At 37.3% G+C, this 24,413-nt stretch carries 25 protein-coding genes; 2 read left to right on the top strand and 23 right to left on the bottom strand.

What is annotated here, in order from left to right; translation table 11 throughout:
* Positions 1-115: 115 nt before the first annotated feature.
* The 4 genes from KD050_RS12595 to KD050_RS12580 form a co-directional block, all read right to left on the bottom strand.
* Positions 116-1,714, bottom strand: a complete 1,599-nt coding sequence (locus tag KD050_RS12595; protein WP_211892703.1) for a M20/M25/M40 family metallo-hydrolase — start codon at positions 1,712-1,714, stop codon at positions 116-118.
* A gap of 64 nt (positions 1,715-1,778) precedes the next feature.
* A complete protein-coding gene (locus KD050_RS12590; RefSeq protein WP_211892702.1) occupies positions 1,779-3,200 on the bottom strand; it encodes an amino acid permease in 1,422 nt (473 codons plus the stop codon).
* Positions 3,201-3,301: 101 nt separating this feature from the next.
* Positions 3,302-4,069, bottom strand: a complete 768-nt coding sequence (locus KD050_RS12585; protein ID WP_211892701.1) for a dimethylarginine dimethylaminohydrolase family protein — start codon at positions 4,067-4,069, stop codon at positions 3,302-3,304.
* A gap of 13 nt (positions 4,070-4,082) precedes the next feature.
* Positions 4,083-4,955, bottom strand: coding sequence for a dimethylarginine dimethylaminohydrolase family protein (locus tag KD050_RS12580; protein ID WP_211892700.1), 873 nt, complete (start codon positions 4,953-4,955; stop codon positions 4,083-4,085).
* A gap of 150 nt (positions 4,956-5,105) precedes the next feature.
* Here KD050_RS12580 and KD050_RS12575 point away from each other — a divergent pair, with 150 nt between their 5' ends.
* Entirely contained in the window at positions 5,106-5,855 is a 750-nt protein-coding gene (locus KD050_RS12575) for an IclR family transcriptional regulator (protein ID WP_211892699.1), read from the top strand.
* 381 nt (positions 5,856-6,236) lie between these two features.
* Here KD050_RS12575 and KD050_RS12570 read toward each other — a convergent pair whose 3' ends face one another.
* From KD050_RS12570 to queF, 4 genes are all read right to left on the bottom strand, one after another.
* Positions 6,237-6,860 carry a hypothetical protein gene (locus KD050_RS12570; protein ID WP_211892698.1) on the bottom strand — a complete coding sequence of 208 codons (624 nt, stop codon included), beginning with the start codon at positions 6,858-6,860 and terminating at the stop codon, positions 6,237-6,239.
* Between the two features lie 344 nt (positions 6,861-7,204).
* Positions 7,205-7,744, bottom strand: a complete 540-nt coding sequence (locus tag KD050_RS12565) for a VUT family protein (protein ID WP_211892697.1) — start codon at positions 7,742-7,744, stop codon at positions 7,205-7,207.
* On the bottom strand, positions 7,741-8,412 hold the full coding sequence (queC, locus tag KD050_RS12560) for a 7-cyano-7-deazaguanine synthase QueC (RefSeq protein ID WP_211892696.1): 672 nt from the start codon (positions 8,410-8,412) through the stop codon (positions 7,741-7,743). Before queC ends, KD050_RS12565 begins: the two co-directional genes overlap by 4 nt.
* A gap of 112 nt (positions 8,413-8,524) precedes the next feature.
* A complete protein-coding gene (gene queF, locus KD050_RS12555; protein ID WP_211892695.1) occupies positions 8,525-9,025 on the bottom strand; it encodes a preQ(1) synthase in 501 nt (166 codons plus the stop codon).
* 322 nt (positions 9,026-9,347) lie between these two features.
* On the opposite strand from queF, the gene KD050_RS21395 reads away from it, so the two are divergent.
* Positions 9,348-9,470: a hypothetical protein gene (locus KD050_RS21395; RefSeq protein ID WP_255553287.1), complete on the top strand. Its 123-nt coding sequence runs from the start codon at positions 9,348-9,350 to the stop codon at positions 9,468-9,470.
* Between the two features lie 148 nt (positions 9,471-9,618).
* Here the strand turns inward: KD050_RS21395 and KD050_RS12550 are convergent, their stop codons facing one another.
* The 15 genes from KD050_RS12550 to KD050_RS12480 form a co-directional block, all read right to left on the bottom strand.
* Entirely contained in the window at positions 9,619-10,104 is a 486-nt protein-coding gene (locus KD050_RS12550; RefSeq protein WP_211892694.1) for a DUF6985 domain-containing protein, read from the bottom strand.
* Positions 10,105-10,110: 6 nt separating this feature from the next.
* Entirely contained in the window at positions 10,111-11,835 is a 1,725-nt protein-coding gene (locus KD050_RS12545) for a T7SS effector LXG polymorphic toxin (protein WP_211892693.1), read from the bottom strand.
* Positions 11,836-12,469: 634 nt separating this feature from the next.
* Complete coding sequence (locus tag KD050_RS12540; protein ID WP_235753808.1) at positions 12,470-13,450, bottom strand: alpha/beta fold hydrolase; 981 nt, start codon at positions 13,448-13,450, stop codon at positions 12,470-12,472.
* A gap of 604 nt (positions 13,451-14,054) precedes the next feature.
* On the bottom strand, positions 14,055-14,504 hold the full coding sequence (locus KD050_RS12535) for an SMI1/KNR4 family protein (protein ID WP_211892692.1): 450 nt from the start codon (positions 14,502-14,504) through the stop codon (positions 14,055-14,057).
* Between the two features lie 20 nt (positions 14,505-14,524).
* Positions 14,525-14,947 (bottom strand): SMI1/KNR4 family protein, encoded by a 423-nt coding sequence (locus KD050_RS12530; RefSeq protein ID WP_211892691.1) that lies wholly within the window; start codon positions 14,945-14,947, stop codon positions 14,525-14,527.
* The gene (locus KD050_RS12525; RefSeq protein ID WP_211892690.1) at positions 14,938-15,156 is read right to left on the bottom strand and encodes an HNH endonuclease; all 219 of its coding nucleotides are present in this window, start codon (positions 15,154-15,156) and stop codon (positions 14,938-14,940) included. Before KD050_RS12525 ends, KD050_RS12530 begins: the two co-directional genes overlap by 10 nt.
* An 8-nt stretch (positions 15,157-15,164) precedes the next feature.
* The gene (locus KD050_RS12520) at positions 15,165-15,539 is read right to left on the bottom strand and encodes an acetylxylan esterase (RefSeq protein ID WP_211892689.1); all 375 of its coding nucleotides are present in this window, start codon (positions 15,537-15,539) and stop codon (positions 15,165-15,167) included.
* Positions 15,540-15,674: 135 nt separating this feature from the next.
* Entirely contained in the window at positions 15,675-15,893 is a 219-nt protein-coding gene (locus KD050_RS21530; protein WP_211896291.1) for an acetylxylan esterase, read from the bottom strand.
* Positions 15,894-16,127: 234 nt separating this feature from the next.
* Positions 16,128-17,183: an SGNH/GDSL hydrolase family protein gene (locus KD050_RS12510; RefSeq protein ID WP_235753807.1), complete on the bottom strand. Its 1,056-nt coding sequence runs from the start codon at positions 17,181-17,183 to the stop codon at positions 16,128-16,130.
* 86 nt (positions 17,184-17,269) lie between these two features.
* A complete protein-coding gene (locus KD050_RS12505; RefSeq protein ID WP_211892688.1) occupies positions 17,270-19,150 on the bottom strand; it encodes a beta-N-acetylhexosaminidase in 1,881 nt (626 codons plus the stop codon).
* 84 nt (positions 19,151-19,234) lie between these two features.
* The gene (locus KD050_RS12500) at positions 19,235-19,945 is read right to left on the bottom strand and encodes an alpha/beta hydrolase (protein WP_211892687.1); all 711 of its coding nucleotides are present in this window, start codon (positions 19,943-19,945) and stop codon (positions 19,235-19,237) included.
* A 19-nt stretch (positions 19,946-19,964) separates the two neighbouring features.
* A complete protein-coding gene (locus KD050_RS12495) occupies positions 19,965-20,846 on the bottom strand; it encodes an ROK family protein (protein WP_211892686.1) in 882 nt (293 codons plus the stop codon).
* Between the two features lie 22 nt (positions 20,847-20,868).
* Positions 20,869-21,561, bottom strand: a complete 693-nt coding sequence (locus tag KD050_RS12490) for an N-acetylmannosamine-6-phosphate 2-epimerase (RefSeq protein WP_211892685.1) — start codon at positions 21,559-21,561, stop codon at positions 20,869-20,871.
* A 41-nt stretch (positions 21,562-21,602) separates the two neighbouring features.
* Positions 21,603-22,772 carry an alpha amylase family protein gene (locus KD050_RS12485; RefSeq protein ID WP_211892684.1) on the bottom strand — a complete coding sequence of 390 codons (1,170 nt, stop codon included), beginning with the start codon at positions 22,770-22,772 and terminating at the stop codon, positions 21,603-21,605.
* A 15-nt stretch (positions 22,773-22,787) separates the two neighbouring features.
* Complete coding sequence (locus KD050_RS12480) at positions 22,788-24,365, bottom strand: FAD-dependent oxidoreductase (RefSeq protein ID WP_211892683.1); 1,578 nt, start codon at positions 24,363-24,365, stop codon at positions 22,788-22,790.
* Between the last annotated feature and the right edge of the window lie 48 nt (positions 24,366-24,413).

The raw sequence follows: 24,413 nt of genomic DNA, 5'->3' as shown, positions 1-24,413 counted from the left end.
TGACCCTGTGTAAGACACAAACGTGAAAGTTTAAACATTCATGTTTGTTTCTTACACAGGGTCGATTATAAACAAAAAAGTGACTCCATATATAGTTCTGGAGTCACCTTACCTATTAATATAAGCTTTTCAATAATGTTTCTAGCATTACGGGCATTTCGACGAATGCACTGTCTACATGCAATCTTTCGGTCTTTTGATGCGCGTCTTTACCGAAAGGACCGACATTTAATACTGGACCTTTCAATTGTGCCATGTCTTCGAATGGGATACTGTATGTGTCTCCCCAAATCGGTGTATTATTTTCGAAAGCTGTCCATCCATTGCCAACATTTTCGTAATTTACGTAGCTTAAATCACATATTCCGTTAAAGTAGTGGATTTGGTCGATTTTATTATTGAATGATTGCGCTGATTTCTTCATTAGCTCTACCGCTTCTATAATAATCAGATCATTGGATGTATTGACCGCTGGATAGTAAGGTGGGGCGAATAGAATTATTGTCGCAGGAGCTAATTCTTGGCACTCGATCATCAAATTATCAACGATACGCAATGATTTTTCACGATCGTCCCAATCTTCCTGCACAAGTGCTTCCTGTTTTAATCGTTCTACTTCTTCTGCTCCTAGTTTTTGATTTGCATAGGCAAGCAGTTGTTCATAACGAAGTACTTTGACTTCCCCTACGCCTTTTACTTCCTCACGTTGGCATATCTTCTGATAGTCGGTATTTAAAGCATCCATCGCCTCTGTTGCCACTTGTTCAAAAAGATCCATCACTTCTGATGCAGTACGTTTAAATACAAATACATTATACAATGATACTGCACGATATGGTGTTTGTGTAGAATAAGACAGCTTTAAATCCTTTTGCTGCAAGGAAACTGGAAGCGGAGTACTTTCCCCAAGATTCGTCTCACGGAATAATGAATTCCATTCCATACGTTGTGTCAAATAGGATGCGATATAGTTCGCTGTCATCCCTTTCATCGGTTCTCCAACATGCGTTTCTTTCCCATAAAATAAAGCAGCGGGCATAATTTTACCGATCGTTCCTGAATAAATATACTCCGCGATATCCGTTGGGTTTTGAGAAAACGATGGTTCACTATTCAAAAATAATTTATAAGTCAATCCAAATTCCTCACGAAGACGTACTAACTGAGTTACCGCTGCACGCATTCCTGCAGAATTCACTTCCTCATCCGGAACGGTCGTCAATACAAGATTGATCGGCCACTCCTCGACACTTGCTTTTTCTATCAATTGCATATGGAGCGCAAGCCCCATTTTCATGTCCATCGTGCCTCGACCAAATAAATACTTTCCAGTTTCTAAATCGATACGAGCTGATTCTGGTAAATCACTCGGATCTTCCATTAACTTCTGCGTCAACTCCTCTGGAAAATAAGCGAGTGGCTGCAAAATACCATACTCCTCTGTTTGAACCGTATCAAAATGACTGATCAAAACGACCGTTTCAACAGCATCTGGGTGTTTATACAATGCAGTAACAGCATGTCTGCCCAGTCCAGCATCATGCAACTGCAAATGACTCGGGTGTTCTTGAAAATACTTCAACTCTCTTAATTTATCCAATACTTTCGGAGCAAAAGTAGTTTCACCTTCTGTTAAAGTAATACTATCCCAACTAACTAATTCGCATAACAACGCCCGAAGCGTTTCTGATGTACTCCATAATAATTGACTCATTAAAATTCCCCTTTATTACTAATACCAAATATAACAACGATTACCAATATTCAGAAAAAATATTTTAATTTTCTTGAACAATATTACTATTTGTTACTTCTGCTTTATTATTCTTTTCTAATCTCAATTTATAGAAGAGCATACAAGCGATGAAAAATCCTACTCCATAATAAAGGCCAACCCGCTGTGTCGGATCAAACGCTAAAAATACTAATATCAGTAAACAAAACGCAATACAAATTATCGGAACTAATGGATAGAAGCGAACTTTATAGCCTAAATCATCCAGGTTCCCACCATTCTTCATATACTGACGACGGAACATTAATTGAGATGCCGCAATTCCCATCCATGAAATAGTAACAGAAATCCCTGCGATCGACATCAATAAAACGAATACTGTATCTGCCTGCATTACACTTGTTAATAATGATAGTAAAGAAAAAGCCATTGTGAATATTAAAGCAGTAAGTGGAACTTTTCGTTTAGATAAACGACCGAACACTTTTGGTGCCATACCTTCTTTTGCCATCGACCACAATAGACGGGTGGAAGCATATAAACATGAATTCCCTACTGACAAAATAGCAGTTAAAATAACAAAATTCATAATACTACCAGCATACGGTATTCCCGCTAAATTCATTAAAGTAACAAATGGACTTTCAAGCAGTCCAAGTTCGGATGCTGGGAAAATAGCAGATAATACAATAATAGAAGCAATATAAAACACGACGATTCTAAAAAGAATTGTTCGAATAGCTTTTGGGATATTCTTTTCTGGATTTTCCGTTTCTCCTGCTGCAATACCTACTAACTCAGATCCTTGGTAGGAAAAGATAACATTCATCATTGTCACAAAAACAATAGCAATCCCGGCTGGAAACAATCCTGTAGGAGCTAAATTAGTAGCAAATGGTGTTGCTCTTTCTTCCAATGGAATAAGGCCGAAAATTGCTGCAGCCCCAATGATTATAAACAGAACTACCGCCACGACCTTAATACCTGCAAACCAAAATTCCGCCTCAGCAAAAGCTCTCGTTGTAAGCGCATTCAAAGCAAATAATAAAACCATGAAAATTGCACACCAAATCCAGATTGGAACATCTGGGAACCAATGCTGCATTAGTATTCCAGCAGCCGTAAACTCGACACCAGCTGTAGCAGCCGAACCTACAAAATACATCCATCCAAGTGAAAATCCTGCAGATGGACTAATAAATCGCGTCGCATAAGTTTGAAAAGAACCCGTTACCGGCATATGAACAGCAAGCTCGCCAAGACATACCATCACCATATACAATATTAACCCACCAAATAGGTAACCAAGTATTGCCCCTCCTGGACCTGCCTGATTAATCGTATAACCTGCATTTAAAAATAACCCCGTCCCAATTACCCCGCCAAGTGACAACATAAGTAAATGACGGCTTTTCATCGAGCGATTTAATACATTTTGTTGTGTTGAATCCCCATTATTGGACATATTTTTCCCTCCCCCATGTAATCTATTTAACTTAACCAAATGCGCTTCTTTTTTTGATTATTACAGGATTATAAGGGATGCCTGGCACCCCTTATAATTCGTTAGAATCTCAGTGATAGGCAACTAAGACCGCCGTCTTGCTTGCGAACTTCAGACATATCAAGTTCAATTGTTTCATAGCCAGCTTCGTTGATTTTGCGTTTTGTTTCGCTGTACCCTTCTGGAATAATTACATAATCGTTTACACGAATACAGTTTGCTGAGTATTCATCTTCATTAGTAATAATGATTTTGTCGTATGAATTAAAAACTGGATGATCGACAAATTCACCTGCAACGACCATTTTGTTATTCCCTAAATAAGCGATACCAGTTTTCAAATGGAAGAATTTTTGTAACGGGATGATTGTTGCTTCAAAACCTTCGCCTTCTAGAATTTCTTTTAACTGGCGGGCACCTTCTTCATTGGTACGTTCAGAAATTCCGATGTAGAATTTATTGTCCGCTTGAAGAATATCTCCACCATCAAGTGTTCCAGGTGATTTTATATAATGAAACTTCTTATAAAATTTTTTTAAAGCGCTTTCAATTTCAACGATTTCTCCATTTCTAGATTCCGCTCCCGGATTTGTAACAACAGCAAATTCAGATGTCAACACTGCAGCATCTTCTACAAACGTCGAATCTGGAAATTCTTCACTTGCTGAAAGCAGCGTTACCTCCACTCCACATTTTTTTAATGCTTCCACATAAGCCTCATGCTGTACTAATAGTTTTTCATAATCCGGTTTCCCAAGATCTGAAGTTGTTAATCCTTCTACATAGCTTTTACCTGGCGTTTTAGCGATTACATGTTGAAATTTACTCATTTTGTGTTCCCCCTTAATTTCTAATGACTGGACTTGTTAGACATGTTGGACCACCAGTACCTAATACACTGATTTCTCGTCCTTTGTATTCATAAACTGTTGCTCCTGCATCAAGCAATTGCTGTTTGGTCGATTCATTGCCTTCGACTATTACACAAACACGAGGTGCAAGCGCTAGTACATTACATCCAAGATTATCGTATTCTGCTTTTGGTACTTCCACTAATTGAATACCACGCTTAATTAGTAACTGACGGAAAAATACCGGCATTAATGGTGAATGCACCGCTGCTAAATCTTTATCAACCATGCTAATGAAAGACATCAAATGTAAACATTCTTCTTCTCCTTGATCATGTGGAAGCTGTACAACGATGAACTCATCTACGTATGGAGCTGTTATTTCTTTTAGTTGGCGAATTGCTTCGTCGTTTGTACGATATCCGCGACCCACTGCAAGAGTTTTATCATCTAACCAGACGATATCTCCACCGTCTGATACTGCTTCACCAGTTAACTCTCCAATAATCGGAATCTCTTTTTCTTGTAAAAAATCTTTATAAATGGCTGCTTCAGGCTGTCTTAATTTCTTACCTGACCTTAAAATAATGGCACCAGCTGGCGTAAATTTCACTGGGTCATGCGCGTAAATAGAATCTAAACCTACTTTGTCCGATTTTGGCAAATAGTCGATTTCTGAGACATGCTTTTCTAAAATCTCGATGAATGATTTATACTCACGAACAGCTTCCTCAAAATTTGGTTCTTGGAGATAATTGAATGTTTTCCATTGATCTGATAAGTGTTCTTGACTAATAAAAGCTTCGTTCGGATGTTTTACAATTACTCGCTCTAGCTTTTTATACATAGATGAGTTATAAGACATTTCTTCGCCTCCTTTTCCGCATATCGGAAAACGTTTCTGAATATCGGAAATATTATATTTAAAATATATGCGTTTCATGATATGATGTCAATGTATTTTGAATATTTAAATGCTAATTTTTAGAATAATATAAAATAGGCGGTGATTTACATGCAATCCATTACTCGAGCGATGTCTGTTGCAAAGGTTTTAGCAGCGCATGCAAATGATAAAGGAATAAGTATTTCTGAGCTTTCCAAACAATGTGAGCTCCCACTAAGCACGATGCATAGATTATTACAAGCGATGATTAAACAAAGCATGGTAGAGCAAGATGAACACTCCAAGTTGTACCGTCTTGGCATGGTTTGGTTAGAATATGGTCTACAAGTGTACGATACGATAGACTACGTCAGTAAAGTCAGACCCGAGCTGGAACGCTTGTCTAAAGAAGTAGAAGAGAGTGTCTATTTAAGCAAACCTGTTGGCATAGAAGCAATGATTGTAGAAAGAATTGATAGCGAGAATAATCCGATTCGAATATACGACCAACTAGGATTGCGTATTCCAATGCACATCGGTGCTGCCAACAAATCAATGCTTGCAGCCATGCCTAGTTCCCAATCAGAAAGTATATTGTCGCAGCTTTTACCAGTTGGAGAAATCCCTAACTTTTTACAAACACTCAGTCATATTACGAAGCAGGGATATGCAATAAGCCACTCAGAACGAACGGAAGGCACATCTTCAATCGCAGTTTCTATCAAGGACAGTCTTGGACAAATCATAGGTGCCATAAGCGTTGGTGTCGTCAGCTTCAACCTAACGGAAGAACGTCTCGCATTCTTAACAAGTAAAGTAATCGAAACCGGTAATAATATTTCCGCAAAACTAAAATCAAGTAACTCTGCCCCTTCGTAAGAAACAAACGTGAAAATTTAAATATTCATGTTTGTTTGAACTGACGTGATTGTTTCTTACACGAGGTCGATTTAATTGCAAATAAAAAGAGTGACCCCAAGGGACCACTCTTTTTTGTGCTGTCATAGCTGCTCGGAGGAGAAGAAAGGAAGTTTCAAATCCTTTTAAACCTGCTATCCGAGATTTTATAGATTGTTTATCGCTGAAGATTGAACGTTAGAATGTAAGAGCGTTGATGGTTAACCTTTTAACTTTAAAGGTTGAACTTTAAGCTTTTTAGCTTTCGTAAATGCTATAGTTGGGAGCAGGGATTTACCCAGACCCTGCAAACGGGGAAACTTTCTTCTTTTTCGCTATAACAGCAATAAGTTCTTAAGATACTTATTGCTTAATAGTGATTAATGTACTCGCATTAATTTCACTTAGCGCTACATCTACATCATCTTCAAATGACTCAATATCTAGAGCCATTTTTGTCGCAATTTCTTTTACATGAATAGGATCAATTAGTTTCGTTTCCTCTGATTCCCAAAATAGCTTTTTGTATCCTTCTACCGCAGTTAAGTCTGTTTTACCATCTTTAGAAATCATGTTATTTAACTGAGTATCTAATCTATCTTGGGCAATTTCGTTATTAACCTCTACTTTTTCTTGAGACTGAGCATAATCGGTATTCATTTTACGAAGGAGTGTTTTTTCGATTTCAATAAAGTTTTTACGCTCAATTGCATCAGCCACCGTCATTTTCACACCAGAAACCTCTACTAAAGTTGTTGCGTTAGACTCTACAATCGATTTTTTGATTTGTTTTCTGCGATCCATCAAATCTTTTATAGATTGGAGGTTTTCTTTCGCTTCCTTTTCAAACTCATTAACTGTCTTAAAACCACGAATATTCTCTTTTGGTTTTTTGGAAGCTGCGAAAGTCGTTTCGTTAATCTTCTTTAAAATGCGTGCATCCAATGTCTTTAATTCGCGTAAAGCTTTTGTAATAGAAATTTCCATCGGCAAATCACTCCTCAGTTGTCTCTTTATGGTAATTATTAGTCTACTTTAGATTACTAGGCTATTCAAGTAATTACTAAATACAGTAGTATTAGTACTTCAGCATTATTCCATTAAATCATTATCAAAAATTAAAGGTATCCAGGCGGACTCCTTCCGCTTCTATCAACAAGGTCGAATTTTTAAAAAACGAACAAAAAATTTGATATCACGTAAACATTTAGTTTTTAATTGAAACAGTAATATACAGTTGATTCTTAAAAGTAAATATTTTGAGAAAACCTAACAAATAGCCTTCCAAATCTATTGGAAGGCTAAATTATAATATTACGCTTTATATATAATCATTCAGAAAGAAGACGTTTTTCCTTAACTATCAACACTTGGTTTAAAATAAGTGCTCCAAACATCTGAATAACGGTTTTCACGACAATTTGCCCTACAATAGCAGCTGGTACTGCTTCCCATGGAAGAAAATTCGCTCCAAGCGGACTTAAACCAATCACAACAAAAATGACTGAATCCAAGAATCCTCCAACAATCCCACTATAAAATACACGCCAAGCCATTGGTAGTTTCAATCTTGTGTAAATCTCTGTATCTGCTGTTTCAGCGACAACAAATGAAATTGCTGAAGCGAGTACTATTAATAGAGTATCCCCCAACATAAATGAGGCTAATGCAGAAAATGCTAAAGCTACAAAAATAAATATGTATGTCTTTGCTCTACCGTATTTGTTTTGCACAAGATCTCGGAAAATGAAGGTAGCTCCTATTAATAGTGTTCCCATAGGGACGATAAACATACCAAACTGTAATGGTGCGAAAGCTGCCGTTACGACATTAGCAGTCACAATAGATATTAAATAAAATAAGATTCTCATGATGTTACTCCTTCATTAGATTTAGAGCTTATATACTCATCCAGCCCTTTATTTCTCAGCTTACATGCTGGACACTCCCCACAACCGTCCGCTATTACTCCGTTATAGCAGGTCAACGTTTTTTCTCGGACAAACTCTAGTGCTCCAAGCTGATCTGCAAGCTCCCATGTTTGCTCTTTGTTTAACCACATGAGTGGTGTATCAATCACAAAGGTTGTATCCATAGAAAGATTTAACGTTACGTTTAAGGATTTCACAAAAATATCACGACAATCCGGATAGCCACTAAAATCAGTTTCACACACACCAGTTACGATATGCTTGGCACCTACCTGGCTTGCTAAAACACCAGCAAATGATAGAAAGAGCAGATTTCGACCAGGCACAAAAGTCGAAGGCAACTCACCTTCTTCTCCGTCCTCTACTTTTATGTCATCTCGCGTCAATGCATTCGGTGCGAGCTGATTTAAAAGCGACATATCCAGTATGTGATGCTTTACACCAAGCTCTTTAGCTATCTCCCTAGCACACTCAATTTCAAGACTATGTCTTTGCCCATAGTCAAACGTCACCGCCTCGATTTCTTTAAAACGTTCCTTCGCCCAAAACAGACAGGTCGTGCTATCCTGACCACCACTAAACACAATAATTGCCTTTTCCTGCTTCATCCGTAAAACTCCCTTATAACGAAAAAACAGCATTCTAAGAAAGAATGCTGTAATCTTCTTAGTTTTTTAAAGAGGGTAGCTAAAACCTCTTCCTTCAAAAAGGATTATTCAATTAACGATTATCAATTTTCTCTGGATATAAATCATGGTTCATTAAACGGAAATCCGCCATTTCTACATATTTCGACCCTGGTCTTCCATAGTTACACCAAGGGTCAATAGAAATACCTCCACGTGGAGTGAATTTCCCCCAAACCTCAATATATCTTGGGTCTAGTAATTCAATTAAATCGTTCATGATGATATTCACACAGTCCTCATGGAAATCACCGTGATTTCTAAAGCTGAACAAATACAACTTTAACGATTTACTTTCTACAATTTTTTTATCCGGAATATACGAAATATACATCGTCGCAAAATCCGGCTGATTTGTAATTGGGCATAAGCTTGTAAATTCTGGGCAGTTAAACTTAACAAAATAATCCCGAGTAGAATGAAGATTATCTACCGACTCCAATACCTCAGGTGCATAATCAAATGAATATTTTGTGCCTTGGTTACCTAACAATGTTAAATCCTTCAAACCTTCATCATGACTTCTTCCAGACATAATAAAAAACCTCCTATAAAAAATGTTTCCCAACACTTTCAAAAGAGGCTTCACAAACCAATCTATGCAAACAAAAGGATAAAAACAAAAAAGCCACGTCCAAATTATATGGACATGGCGAAAAGTCATGTATCCATAGTTTTTTATAGAGGGTATAAGCTATGAACCTCTCCCGGTCAAGTACGGGTACTAAATCATAATATAGAATATTGACCAAAACGTCAAATAGGCATTCTAGTCAAAAGAACAACCAAATCTCCTTTTAAAAGATTCAAAAACTTTTTTATAATATCATGCATAAATTCTAACTAGATTGCCTATATTGTTAATAGAATACGAGATTAAAGGAGGAACAGAAATGAAACATCCATTAAGCTTACCAGAACAATTACCAGAAACAACAGAAGAATTATTAAAGTTAATATTACAAACTATTTTAGCCTAGGAGAGATTTAGATTATTAAAGAGATTTGGAAACATAGAAAAGTAGATACCTCTACTTATGTGGAGATATCTACTTTTTGCTATATTCATGCCTTGAATTAGTTGTTAGTCATTCAAGGTCAATCTTAGCATTAATATATTTAGGTAAGTTATAGTACAATATCTTGATAACCTACTTCTTCTACAATTTCATCTTCAATTTTTATTCCTAATCCATTTTCAATATCCCAAGAGACATCACAAAGCAAACCTAGTCTTCTTTTTCCATTCTTTCTTACTCTTCTTACAATTAATTCAGTTGGCTTCACTAGACTTTTTAAATCTGAGGTAGATTCAATTTTTGGAGCAGAATTATCTGCTTCTGATTTATTCCCTAACATCTCTCTATACTCTTCATAATTCTCACTATAGTAGTCATATACTTGCTCTTCTGCCTCATTTATTATATTTTTCATATTTTGAATAAAATTAAAAAATGCTTCTCTTTGTACATTTGAAAAATCAGCACTTTCATGTGCATCAATACTTAAAAATATTTCTTTCTCCAAGTCAAACATTCTAATAGTTGTTTTTCCTCTCCAGAAATTATTTTTATATTCAAGTTTTCCAAATAAATCATCATTAATCATTGTCATTCTTAATTACTCTCCTATCTTAACTTTTATATTATATTCGCCAACTCCACCCAAATGTTTAAAAACACTATTAATTTTACTAGGTACCAATTGTATTGTTTCCAAGTCATTAAGTTCATGCCAAGTATATTTATTATCTTCTCGCCAATCAGCTACATCTTCTGCTGTCCACTTTTTATCTGGTGTACTCCACTTTTTAGCCAATTCTTCATCAGCAGTTGAAAAATTTGATTTTCTATCATTAGTCATGTTTTCTAATTTTATTTCACCTTTGGAAAATGGTGAAAAGTCAGGCATTCCGTTTTTGTAATCAACTCCGTCTACACCGGCTTCATCAAGATATTTTTTAACTTCTCCAGTCTTATCCGAGATAAATAACGACTCTGCTCGTTCGCTACTCCATTCGCCTTTATTAACAGGTGTGGTTTTTACCCTTTGCTCATAAGAGCTATATTTAGGCTCTACGTCAAAACCTCTAGTATAGTATATCTGCCTATCTTTAACCGTACCCTTAACTCCACTTTCAGCCCTCACTATAGAAGTCACCTGATCCCTCAAGCCCGTTGCATTCACTGTGTTATAAGGAACTTCACCTGCGATCGCAAACTGTGGACGGGGTCCGTAAGGTAATAGATTAGCTAATGATGCCGAGGCATTATTTACTGCTCCGGCTACTTTTGGAACAACTGCCTTTGTGACCTTAACCCCTGATTTGGTAAGTGCACCGACACTCTTTGTTCCAACTACTGAAGTGGCAACAGTGCCTAATGCATAGGTTACCCAATGAGCACGGGAATTGGCATCACCATTGACCATATCGCGTTCATAGGAAGTGGTGATGGCCGATTTTATCGTGTTATATGTCTCTACGGGATTAGTAACTGCCTCCACCGTAGCTTCCAGTGTGGCTTTCGGGTCTTGGAATATATCTACAATACCTGTAACCAAATCTTTCCCTACATCAAATAGACCACTTAAAATTCCATCTACTACTTCTAAACCAGTATCTACAACCGACTTTTCTTCCTCTTCTTCACGTAGGCACATTTCTCCTTCAATCGTTGGCGTGGAAATGGTTAATGGGCGACTACATGCAACTAACTCCGCCCAACGATCTGTTTGAAAGTGGATATCCGTGAGATTACTTGCGAACATCTCTTCCATGTTATTGATCCACGTATCCATTGCCTGCATGTCTTGCTCGAAAGGTAGTAAAGCGGCTGTCTGGGTTGCATCAAATTCTTGAAGTCTACTTACTGTATCGTCTCGCTTTCTTTTTGCATCTAGAACGCCTTCCTGTACTCCACTATCGTCTAGATGCGGAAGGGCCACGATATCGCTGACCTGGTCCATAATACTGTTTGACTCATTCGTTAGATTTTCAGTCAGTTGTGCGATTGTAGTAAGTCCCTGCTCTACTTCACCCTCTAGAAATTGCTCCACAATATGACCCGTCGTATCTGGTTCGAGGGTATCTAGAGCGCTTTCCATTTGTTGAAGCACTTGCTTATAACCAGCAGCAGAAACGAGAAATTGTTGGAGTAATGGCAGATGACATTCCGCATAGAAAGCACGAAGGGCACTCCCTCCTTCCCCTTTAAGTTTGTCTTCCATCGCTACTAATCCTTCTACTGCACGATGGATTGCCTCTACTTCACTTCCAAGCCTGTCCAACATTGCTATATTTCGTCTTAAACCATCTTGAAATAAATCTACGTCCAGTATTTTCATAGATACACCTTGGATTCTTTTCTTCTATTGAAAGAATGTAAGGGGCAACTGTTGACTCTAAAAAATGATATCTTCCTTTCCTGAAACATTAAACTCCTCCTCAACCCTATTAGTTATAATATTCCTTTTTTTAGATGGATGGTAAAGGTAGAGTTAGATAATATCGGAAAAATGATTCATAGGGATGGTAAACAACACATTCATAATCCAACTAAGGGTTTAATGAAATTTCCCCAAAGGTTTATAAATACCTATAAAAAAATTTATAGGTTAAAAATCTCAGCGTTATTTTTAATTTGAGTAAAAAGAGTAAATAAAGCGTTAATAAATCGCCAAAAACCACTTAGAACGAACAAAGTGATAAACGGGAGCCCCTAAAACAAGTAGAACTCTTTCCGATTTTTAATAGAGGTGATTTCCATGTAATTCAGGACAACTATTCCAAGGTATTTAATTTCAGCATCCATAACTTGGCCTGCCTTTTTAGCAATTGAAATGTGTTTACAAAGCACATTCTTTCCATGATATGTAATTAGCCTATTTATCGTGCAATAAGTAGACAGAAAAAATAGGAACGAATAGAGCTCTTTATGAAAAAACAAAATAACTTTAGTGGCAGGCACCATGATTTAATTCAATCATTTTCAAATGCATCGGTAAATTCATTAACATATTTACTCATTTCCTTGTATTGAGTCCAGTGCAGATAATGATGTCCTTCTAGAGGAACAATTTTATGTAAAGACACATTACGTAATTCCGATTGATAAAAAGTAATATTCGATTTTCCTTCCTCATTCACTTTTTTATCGTTTGTCGTAAAAATCATAACAGGCATATCTGAAGGAAATGTTAAATTACGCGTTTTTTTAATGTTATTATTTATTTCATTTGCTTCATTTACTACATTTTTGTTATACCCTTTCTGCGCGGAAAGGATTTTGGTCATTTTTAAATTTTTTTCTGAATAAGTTCCTTCGTCTGCTAAAGGAAGGAAGTCTTCTGGACTTAAATTTAATGCCAATCTCGCAATTCCCGTGGGGGCGATGTAACTCATATACTTGGGCATTGTTGGAACAGATTCATCAAAATACTCTAAGGCATTAGGTAAGGTGGGATCGATTCCTATAATAGCTTTAATTTCCTCTGGATATTTATTTGCATAATACATACTATAGACCCCGGAAATAGAATGGGGCATCAATATATATGGCCCTTCGATATTCGATTTTATTAAAGCTGTCCTTAGTTCCTGTACTAAACTCTCCACTGTTCGATCCTTATCTGTTAGGTCGCTCCAACCATAACCAAAAGGCTCTACCACAACAACCTTATTTCTTTTTGACATCTCATCAATTAATGGCTCAAAATCCAACACAGGTGCTACCGTACCTAAACCACTTAACAAAACAATTGTATTTGGCCCCTCTCCTTTTGTATACACGTGCATATTCTTTCCATCCACCTCAACTAATTTATCTAATGCTGGGTAACTCTTTTGTTCATATGCGACCATAACTTGATGGAAAGCAACCCAAATAAGGAATAATGTAGCTATTGCTAATACAATGTTTCTAATAATAATTCGAAATCTAAACCTCTTCTTGGTTTTCACTTTAACCACTGCTTTCTTATATAAATTTGCCACTAGATTCAAGACCAAAATCTTTCTATCATTATATTACGATAAATATTTTTTTTAGTTTCAATCCTCCATTTTTTTGACCAATAAAAAAGCGAGGGGATTTCCCTCGCTTACCTCATTTATACAATTGCTAGCTCGATTAAGAAAGAAGAGTTTTGTATATTTCTCGTCTGCAATTTCTTAGGTTGACTGAATTTGTTTAGCTTTTTGATAAGTTTTAATAATCATTTTTATATTTAATTTATTGTTTCATCGTCACGAGCTTTGACATTCTCGTTAGTTTAGCCACGCTTCCATGCGTACCTAATTCTTAATATCATCCCGCCCATTTCTCATCCTTTTTTATTATCCCTGTATATAATCAAACTCCATGATGGTACTACCTTCATGAGCTATTGATTTCACAAAACATTATTAATGTAATTTCCTTTTCTTAAAATCTCAACAAAAAAGCACTTGTTGCCTATTAAACAATCAAGTGCTTTATAACTAGCTGTATAATGTTATTCATTGTTAATACTTCTTTTTATTCTTCAGTGTCCTCATATAAGTTATCCAAGAATTCATCAAATAATTAAGCTTCGTACAAACTATTGAGGAATAATGTGAAGTTTTCTGAAATTAAATTAACGTAATCATTTTTTAACTCATTATCCTCTTCAAAGTAATCCATATCACAAAAATACACTTTATCCTGCTCACTAATTGTTAAACAAATCAAGCTGTCAGCAGGATCTACACCAATAGGAATTAAATTAGAAGGGACTATCTTGTTTGTACAATATTTCTCATAAAAGCTCTCTAGATTTGAATCTGTTTCTTTCGATAAAGGTAGAAACAACATTACTGAGGACGTAATAGTTCCATCTGCTGTCTTAAATCTTCTTTTTACTGGTTTACCACCGTTATTGAGAAGCAAAAACCTCTTATAATTTTCTGGCAGATTTATACCATATTCATTCTCGAATGCCTCAATATCTTGACTAACTAATGGTTTAAATGAAAATTCGAAATTTAATTCCAATTATATCACTTCCTACTCCATTAAATATTTTCTAACGCATATAATCTCTCTAATAAGTCAGTAAATGAATCACACACTGAAGTTTTTGTTGTTTCTTCACAGTCATAAAAAACAATTTTTGGTGATTTTTCATTGTACCGATAGTCAAAACATAATAAATTACCAAAAGGATCTTTACCGAAAGGAATTAATTTCTGAGATGAGAACTCATAAAACATTTTAATGTTTAAGTCTTTATTAGTAAAACTTATTAGATTATTGAAGACAGCTTCAATCCTACCATCATCACAATCAAAAACATTAGGTTCTGGGAAACCACCATTATTTTCTATTATGCACTGTTTATAGTCATCAGGTAGAATAAACCCAAATGAATTTTCAACTTCACCAATTTTCATTTCATCTAGTGGTTCTTCTGTAAAAACCCATTTAATTAGTCCCATGAAATCATCTCCAAAATCTGCTTTTTAATTTCCCCTTTTCTACCAGCTTCACCTCCACCCCATATTGCTCTTCCACCAGTATGACTAGCTGATTGATGTTCAAAATAATCAACTATTTGCATTTCTCCTGGCTGTTGGTTGTGATGCCATGTTAAAGTTTGAGGTATAATTCCGATTGACAAAAAGTAATATTGATTTTCCTTCCTCATTCACTTTTTTATCGTTTGTCGTAAAAAATACCATTTAAAACCCACGTTCCATTTGTTCCAGTCATATAGCCAGAGTCGTCGCTACTCTCTACATGCCCTCGATTATCGATTGCTAAAACGGCAATTCCCTGTATGACCCATTTCATATAATCTGAAATAGACCCTTTATCCATGCCATAGCCATAGTACATTACTATACAAGGCAGGCTTTCCTTTGTTTCTTTCGGTAAAATATAATACCCTCTAATGGGTGTTCCATCAATTCCTTGGTAGGTAACACGATATACGTCGACCTGTTTAATCGGATATTCCGCTCTTTCCACTGTGCCTTGTAAAGGAAGTTGATCAGACTCATCTAATGTATTTTCCCAAAAGGTGTGCAAGTCCTCAGTCTTTGTTAAAGGGGTTTATATGTTTCATATTCTTTAATTTGATTTTCAAAATATAACAAAATAATCCTCCCAAGTAGTTATCACTTTTAAAAGCTGTCCCCGTGGCCCGCTGACCAAAAGTAGTCTCTATCCAAAAAACTGCTTATATTTGAAAGTTACTTTCTTCTCTTCGTGGAAAGGCTTGTGTTCATGGACGTAATGTGGGTAGGCATGAATGGTTTTGTTTTCACTTGGTCTATGATTAAATACGGCATATGCGGTCGAGGGAGGAGTTACTGGATCGTCTAACCCGATTCCCATCAATATAGGGATATGAGTATTTGTACAAAAATGTAGCGCATCTATATAAGCAAATGTTTATAAAATTGCCGGTTTCATATCATTCTCTGCGTTATGTAACTTTAAGTAATTTGCTTGTAAATATTTAATGAAAAAAAGAGAGTCAGTTGCTATTTCAGTTTATCCTATCCTACTATCCATCAACCTTCGACAAATTTTGAGGCGCCACTGCGGTCCTAGTCAATGTTTATTTGAGTTGTTTTTTACAATTTTGAACCTCAAAAGAGAACCTACTAATGCTTAGAGCTCGTTGTGCCTTAAAAACACAAATGCACTCTCCATACGATTCGCCATTTCCATAAATCCTAAGTCATTCGGATGGATACCATCGACTGTGCATTCATGCCATAATTCTCCTAACAAAGTAGAACCATCTATAAATGAAATATTCTTTTCGCCTTGTTGCTTCAATTTTTCCACAGTTAATTTTGAATATTCTCTCCGGTTTTGATAATCCTCGTACTCGCCTATTGCTTTATCCTGTACAAACGGAATTCTTGATATGATGGTAATAGAGACATGCGGATGATATTCCCGATAGGTTTCGATAAAGGGAATTAGTGTATTTTGATATTCCTTGTATGAAACATTTGCCTCATAATCTAGAACAAAGCAGGCTGGCCGTTCGATTTCTCTGATGGTTAATGCCACTCCATGTTCACCTTTCCCACTTCCGGAGAATCCTAAATTAATAAATTCTAAATTAAATCTTCGGCTGAGGATATTTGTGTACGACATACCTGGCCTACTTGCACAGGCACCCTGCGTTATGGAAGTACCATAGAAGATCACTCGTTTATCTGAAAAATACGGAGTAGGCTGTTCAATGATTGCATCTGTATTTGTTCCTATCTGTACCTCCTCTACCCCCTGATACAGAGGAAAATTCAACGTCACTTCTCTTAGTTGTTCCGTAATGTGTTGACTACTACTTTTAAAATCCCAAATCGTTTTCTCATACGATTGATCAAGAAGAGATGGAAAGACAGTTGCATAATACATTTGCTGTCCAGGTTCCCCCACGTATACATCAAATCCACATTGACCTGAAGCAGCCATATGCCCCAAACTTGCAGCACCAGTTAACTTTACTTTTAATTCTAGCTTGGAAGCATTTGTCCGAAAACTAATTTGTCCACCGGAAGTATTAGTCGCTAATTCATCCACGCGTGCGGGTATGTCATAATCAGATTGAGCCGGAAGTCGCCGATACCGTTCCTCCTTCTCAAACCACGCAAAGCCACTTATACGAAATGGCTTTTCCTTTGGGTCGTACCATCGTATCTCTTCTTTCACTTTTAATACCTCTTTCTGGATCAAGGGGACAGGTTCGCCGACCCACCATATTTTTACAGAGCCAAGAAACCTGTCCCTCCGTCCCACTAAATGCTCCCCGCTGTTACGATCCGATTGTATGTTTCGCCTCTACCCAATGTTACGTTATCAGGGAATTGTTCAGGGCCATCATAACGGAGGCGCTCTTCTTCTAGTTCCTCTAGTTTCGATACATTGCCGTCTATCCAAGCATGTAGTCGGTACTCTGCCGTTTCTATTCTTGTCAATAAGCCACCATATCGAATATCTAGAACTTCCCATCCGAACGCTTTATTAACCGAAAACCAGACATCTCTATGTGCCTTTCGTAAAGAATCAACCTCTACTTTAAGAATTTCAAGCTTTTCAAGACAAACCTTAACTCCTACTTTATTCCGCTTATCATAGGCTGACTTCAAATCAATACCAAGCTCCGCCTTCACGCTTAATACCCTTGCTAGCTGCTCATAAAAACTAAACAACGAATCCACGCCCTGATTACGTACTTTAGCCGCCCCTAACTGCTCCACTAAGCCACTGTAATGCTCAGCAATCGGAAGTCCTTTTATATTTTCATCAAACAGCCCCACTAACACATCCTGCCAAAGTAAAAATTTAGACGGGTTTGAGGAATATAAGTTATCCTCCATGACTCCAGGGATTTCATCAAATTGATTTAATAAAAGAAAATCATCTAGCTTGTAGCCTGTACAGTAGGTAAACCGTTCTTCCAAATGCTCTCTACTCACTTCTTGATGATACGTATGTTCAGCAAATAGTTGTAATCCAGGAAGAGCAGTTTGGATTGGTGTTTCAGCTCCGTTATCCCCCCACATTGTTGCAAAGACCTCTTTAACTCCTGTTTTTCTGCAGGCATTTAAAGCCGCCTCCGAGTTCCTAAATGCCCTCGCGTAATTTGGAGAGATTCCATTCCAGGTCCACAGCCCTCCAGCAAAAAGTGGATCTGATACGATCTGTTTATGAGTATTCAGCATTCCCTCATAAAAGCTTTCATCGGAATGATAGTAATCCCAGTACACCATTTTTACGTTTGGAATGGATTGTTTAACTTGGTCCAACACCGATGAATCAAAATCATAATAGTTTCCATTCTGAGAAGCCAATCTGAAATACATGTCACTCCAAATCATTGGCTGCAACCCGTATTCCTCTGTGATTGATACTACTTCCTGAAGATGCTGATTCATTATTTCAAATCGATTCTGATACCCGTTTTTTTCAATGTACTTTCCACGGCCTAACTGCAAAGCTTCATCCATTCCAATATGAATCCTTTTCGTACGATACGGCCTCGACGCTGCCTCTATCAATCTCTTTAACAATTCATAGGTTTTCGGTTCACCGACGAGTAAAATATCTTCCGTATCCTTTATATCATTCGCATAGCCCCATTTTAAGGCTTCCTTTAAATGAGCCAATGTTTGAATACATGGAATCATTTCAATACCTAATCGGAAGGCATAGTCGTCACATTCTCGAATTTCATCCTCGGTGTATCTTCCACGCATATATCCAAAATAAGGTATCCCTGGAACCTCATACGTTTCCTCCGTATAAACCATTACCATGTTTAAGCCCATCACGGCCATTTTACGCAATAGCATTTTTATACCATCGACCGTTAATACTGCGTTTCTCGAAACATCAATCATCGCACCACTTGTTTCAAATTGAGGTTCTTCAGTTAGATGGAATTCTTCGCTTTTTTCAATGTGTTGAAGCCATAGTCCTAACCCTCTAAAAAAATGAATCTTGTTTTCAAAGACGATCTGCCCTTTACCATCTTTATTTTGTACAACTAAAGGTCCTTGACAATTTATCACTTCAATCGGATATCCGCCCTCAGCACTTTGTATTCCCAAATCATCACTAAGGATCGAAATCCCTTCTATGACCTCTGTTAGATTACCTGTAAAATGTATTTTCATGTTAAACCTCCTTCACGGGTCTTGAGGACAGGTACTATATCCCACCATATTTTACAGGGATAAGGGGCCTGCCCCACTGTCCCCCTACTTATTCACAAAAAATTGCAATGCGGCTGGTAAATCCCTTTCCCAAACCTTCCATAGATGATCGTCCTCAGATTCTACATAATTTACATTTACATTTTTTAAAAGAAAGCTTTTATACAATTGACGATTCCTTGTCAAAATATATAATTTTTCCTTAGATATCGCGGATACAAACTCATCCTCATAGATTCCCACGGTTTGATAGACATTCCATGTAGATAAATCCAAAGCCTCCAACTGTTTAATATCTCCATCAGAAATAGCCGGAGACTGAAGCAATACATGCGTCCATATTTCCGGCTTTTCTAATGCGATATTTAAGCTAATATTACCTGCTAAAGAATCCCCCAGAAGGCCTCTTTTACTAATTTTTGCAACTCCTAGATTACTTTCAATTTCAGGAATAAATTCATCATTTATAAAACGCAGGTAATCGTGAAAGGAAGCTCCTTTTCTACTAAACGATTCCCATCTTTCAATCGAATCGCCAGGATGAATCAGAACGAATACGAGATGGTTAGCCAGTTCAGGATATAGATGCACTACATCCTGAATGGCTTTCTCTAGCCCTCCCAACTCTAAATAGTCCTTGCCATCCTGGATATATAAGAGATAAGCATCCTCAATATTCTCACTAGTCGTTACAACCATGTAATCTAGCGTTTTCTTTAAATGAGAACTATAAAATGTACGATTACATTTATTCAATGTATTTAGCCCCCCTTTTTTAGCTAAATTTATGCAAAGAAATTGCCCCATACAGTCCAGCTTTATTACCAAATTGTGATCTCAAAATTTTCACATCTGAATAGCTATCCATTATGTGTTGTTGAACTTTTTCAGAAACGAGTTTGATAGACATATCTTGTTCCATAATTCCCCCACCTAAAATGACACAAGGAGGGTTGAAGATATGAATTAAACTGGCAATACCAAGTGCCACTTCATTTGTCCAAGTATCAAATACCTCAAACAACCTCTTGTCGCCAGCCTGTATCATTTCAAACAGCTGTCTACCATTTGTGCAGTTTGGATTTACTTTTTTTACTTCTCTAAGCAAGGCTGTTGTGGAACCATATTGCTCATAGCATCCTCGTTTTCCACAACCACAATGGATACCGTTAGGGTAGTGGTTCATATGACCAAATTCTCCCGCACTCCCAGTAACACCTCGGTGCAGCTTTGAGTCGATCATAATAGCGCCGCCGATGCCTGTTCCGAAAGTTAAAAAGAGAAAATCGCGATACTCCTTACCAGCTCCATAAAATTTTTCACCAAGAGCCGCTGCATTCACATCGTTTTCTACCTTAACAGGCACTTTAAATTTTGATTCTAAGAGATCCTTTATTCTTGTACCAGTGTAGTTTGGTAGATTGTCATTTGCATAGATAATATAACCTTCCTCACTGTTTACCTGTCCAGCAGTACTAATACTGATTGCATCTATACCAGGGTACTCGGAGATTATATCCTCCAATTTTTGAATGAGAGAAGGCCCACCCTTTTTACTTTCCGTTTCAACTTCGTTAAAGAACATTATATTTCCATTCTCATCGGTTACGCACATTTTTATCGATGTCCCACCGATATCCGCAGCAAATATTTTCATTTCACTCTCACCTCAATGGAACTTAGTCCTCTATGACTTGTAAAAATCGTTTTGTAATTTCTTGCGGACGTGTAATGGCAGACCCTACTACAGCTGAGTGAACCCCAGTTGCAAAGACTTCCTTTAATTCCTCTGGTGACGAGATTCCGCCCTCGGCAATTACCGGTATCGTTAAATGGTTAATAAATTGCTTAATCAAATCTATGTTAGGTAATTTTACGCCCTTTGTATAATCTGTATAGCCGCATAATGTTGTTCCTGCAGCATCAAATCCCAACTTTTCTGATTGAATGCCTTCTTCTAGTGTCGAGCAGTCCGCCATAAATAGTTGATGTGGATATTTCCTTCTGATTTCTGGAAAAATCTCAGTAATTGTATAACCATCTGGTCGCACTCGAATGGTGGCATCCAATGCAATCATATCTACCCCTTCTCTTACAAGAAGATCAATCTCCCTCATTGTTGGTGTGATAAAAACATCAGAATTGTCATAGTCCTGTTTAATAATCCCGATAATTGGTAAGTCAGTTACTTTTTTAATTTCATGAATATCTTCTACACTGTTAGCCCGTATGCCACTTGCACCCGCCTGGGTTGCAGCCAACGCCATTTTGCTCATGATGTACGAGCTATGAAGGGGCTCATGAGGCAATGCTTGACAAGACACGACTAACTTTTTATAAATTTTGTCAAAAAACGCTTGTTTGTTATCCATTTCATACACTCCAGTTACCTACTACTCCCTAGGATTATTATTTAAAGGTCTAGTTCGTTCCACCAATTGTAACTCTCTAAATACACCGTATCGAAAAGCATTACTCCGTTGGACCGTTCTTTACATAGCTGAACAGCCTTCTTAAATTGTTCAACATTGTTGGTATAATCCTTCAAATATAAACTAGCAATAACCGGAATTTTCCCATTAATAGCTTCCTTGCTCATATCAATCGCACCTTCGACACTATACCAACTAGCAGGTCTCCCGTTGCTCTCTGCTTCTTCAATCGTAACCTCTTTGTAGTAGCAGCCTGTCATGATAAAATCAAATTCCTCTGCATAGCCAGATGTATGATACGTGTCAGAAGCCCATTCTAAAGAAGGGTGATAGGTTTCACTCCCCCAGTTGACCCCTTCGTTATAATATAGCGGATACCATGAACCCACATATATCGTAAAAATTAAATCTGAATTCTTTGTTTTAACCACACTTTTTGCTTTTTGAACAAAATTTTTAATGTTTTTAGCACGGAACTCTGCCCATTTTGGAAAAAGTGGACCAAATACAGGTTTCTTTTCCTCAACAGTCATAATATCCTCTGGCCAGTTTTTCAGTTCTTGGCCGATATAAGCTTCAAATTTCGCTCTACTTAAATTGCTAAAATCTCCATAGATGTTTGGATATCGACATCTATCTAAGACAACACCATCTATTTCATAAGTACGTACAATTTCTTGAATAATATTTAGTTCATATGCTTCAACCTCTGGGTGAATCGGGTTAACAAAAACAGTTGGATCATTGTGATTTTCCGCAGCTGTTGGCATATTAGAAAGTGCCTGGTTATAATGAACAACTTGCCACTCGGGCTTGTCATATACCATTCCTTCTTTCTCTATTCCATTTCCTTCAGCAAATATATCGATATTTGCGATAATCTTCAGACCAGAATCTTTTGCATGATGGATCATTTCTTGAAGAAAATCTCGACCTTTCCAAGCATGATACTGTTCGTCCTTCATTTCACTAACATGATAGGCAAATTCACTTGGAAATGTTGTAAATCCATATGGGATTTTTGCATCAATTACAAGATGCGTAATCTTACTTTTAAGGGCATGTTGAATTAGCTCTTTCATTTTTTCCGGCTCTAACAATCGAGTACCGTTTGCTAAAAAATCCACCCATAATATGTTTGATTGGTCCATTTTTCTCCCCCTTTCTTATAGGTCAATATCTTCTGGCCAATGAAGCTGAACGCCATTATTCACTAAAAGTTTTTGATAATCTTTTAGATGCTCCTCCTCTTGTCTTACCTGATGAGGAATAACTTTGTTTAATAACGAATACGCCACTAAGTAACCTGCAGATTCTCCAATATTCCATTCCGTTGGGTGAAGTCTGTAGCATCCATTTGTGATTTGAGTAGTCCCGATATTTTTACATGCAGGGAGTAGATTCTTTACACGGATTGGTAATAAAGCACCTAGTGGAATTTCATAAGGATAATTTGGGATATAGAAGCTTCGTTTTGAAACCGTTGTATGATGTAAATCCAAATGATAGCTTCCAACACCTACACTATCAAAATACTCACATATCCCTTGGTCTCCTCTTATTTCTTTACTGACATCTTTTTCTGTGATGGTGTATACAGCCTTAATTCTCCTTGATTCACGAATATACGGATATTTGGCAAGGCCATCCTCCGTATCCAATACATCCTTACGGAGCCTTAAGCCAGGGTAGCCTTTTCCACCGTCAAGTCTTGGTGCTTCTGTTTGTAGCCAGTACAAGAGAGATAAGCTTTGTTGTTTCGCATTGAATAAGTTCTTTTCGACTTCCTCTTCTGGTACTCCATAGATTGGACCAAGAAAATAGTCATTCTGCGCCCAATTTATGAGAGAAATATCGCCTTCATATAAATCCCCGTCTATATTCTCTGTATCTAGTATTCTTCGATACGTAAATAAGGAAGGAATTCCTTCATTATTTGGGAATAACGTAAATTGTTTTAACTTTGATGTATCATCGGCATCTGTTGCATACCAGCTAAAAAGAGGAAGATGTGAGAAGCTTGGCATATACTCGCGCCAAAAATCATACTGCTCGGGTTTATCAATGGTAAACTTGCCACCTTCAACAAAATCAACCGCAAACACATACGTAAAAGATTGCATATCGATTAGATTTGCTTCCTCTAGTGCATGTGGTTCCCCAGTTTGGTTTCTGGACTCGGCACCTGACACATATTCAACCCCGGCAATTGGTAGAACATCCCCACATTCAGTGGCATCTAAAAAGTATTGACCGATCAATTCAATTGTTTGAGGTTCTTGGGTGTGAGTCACCGTGACAGATTTTACGACATCATCTTCTGTCTTCGCATCTAAGGGCTTATAGTTGTATAGAACTTTTATTTTCCCGCTGTTTAGGTATGGGGCAAGCATATCTTCAATTACCTTTAAGGCAACCTTTGGTTCATGTGCTAACCGACTTACCCAGCCATTTCCGGGGTTTAGTATTTCATTTTCTCTTGCTTCCTTCGTAAGTGGGTAGTTATCTCGATAATATTGACGTACTCTATTTCTAAATTCTCGATACGTGTCGGTACTACCGTATTTTTCAATCCATTTATGTTCATCTGGAGGTACCGCCTGACTTGTAAGCTGTCCACCCAGCCAATCTGTTTCTTCCGTCATAATGACCTTTAAACCCATTTTGGCAACAGCTAATGCGGCCATACAACCACCTAAACCTCCGCCTATCACCACAACATCTGTAGATTCTTGCTTCCCCATTACCAGCAACTCCTTTGTGGGTCACAGGGACAAGCCCGTCGTCCCACC

Origin of the sequence: Psychrobacillus sp. INOP01 (assembly GCF_018140925.1) — a bacterium.
In the GTDB taxonomy this organism is placed as follows: Bacteria; Bacillota; Bacilli; order Bacillales_A; family Planococcaceae; genus Psychrobacillus.
Note: the sequence above shows the minus strand (reverse complement) of the source record. Positions and strands in the feature narration are given on the sequence as shown.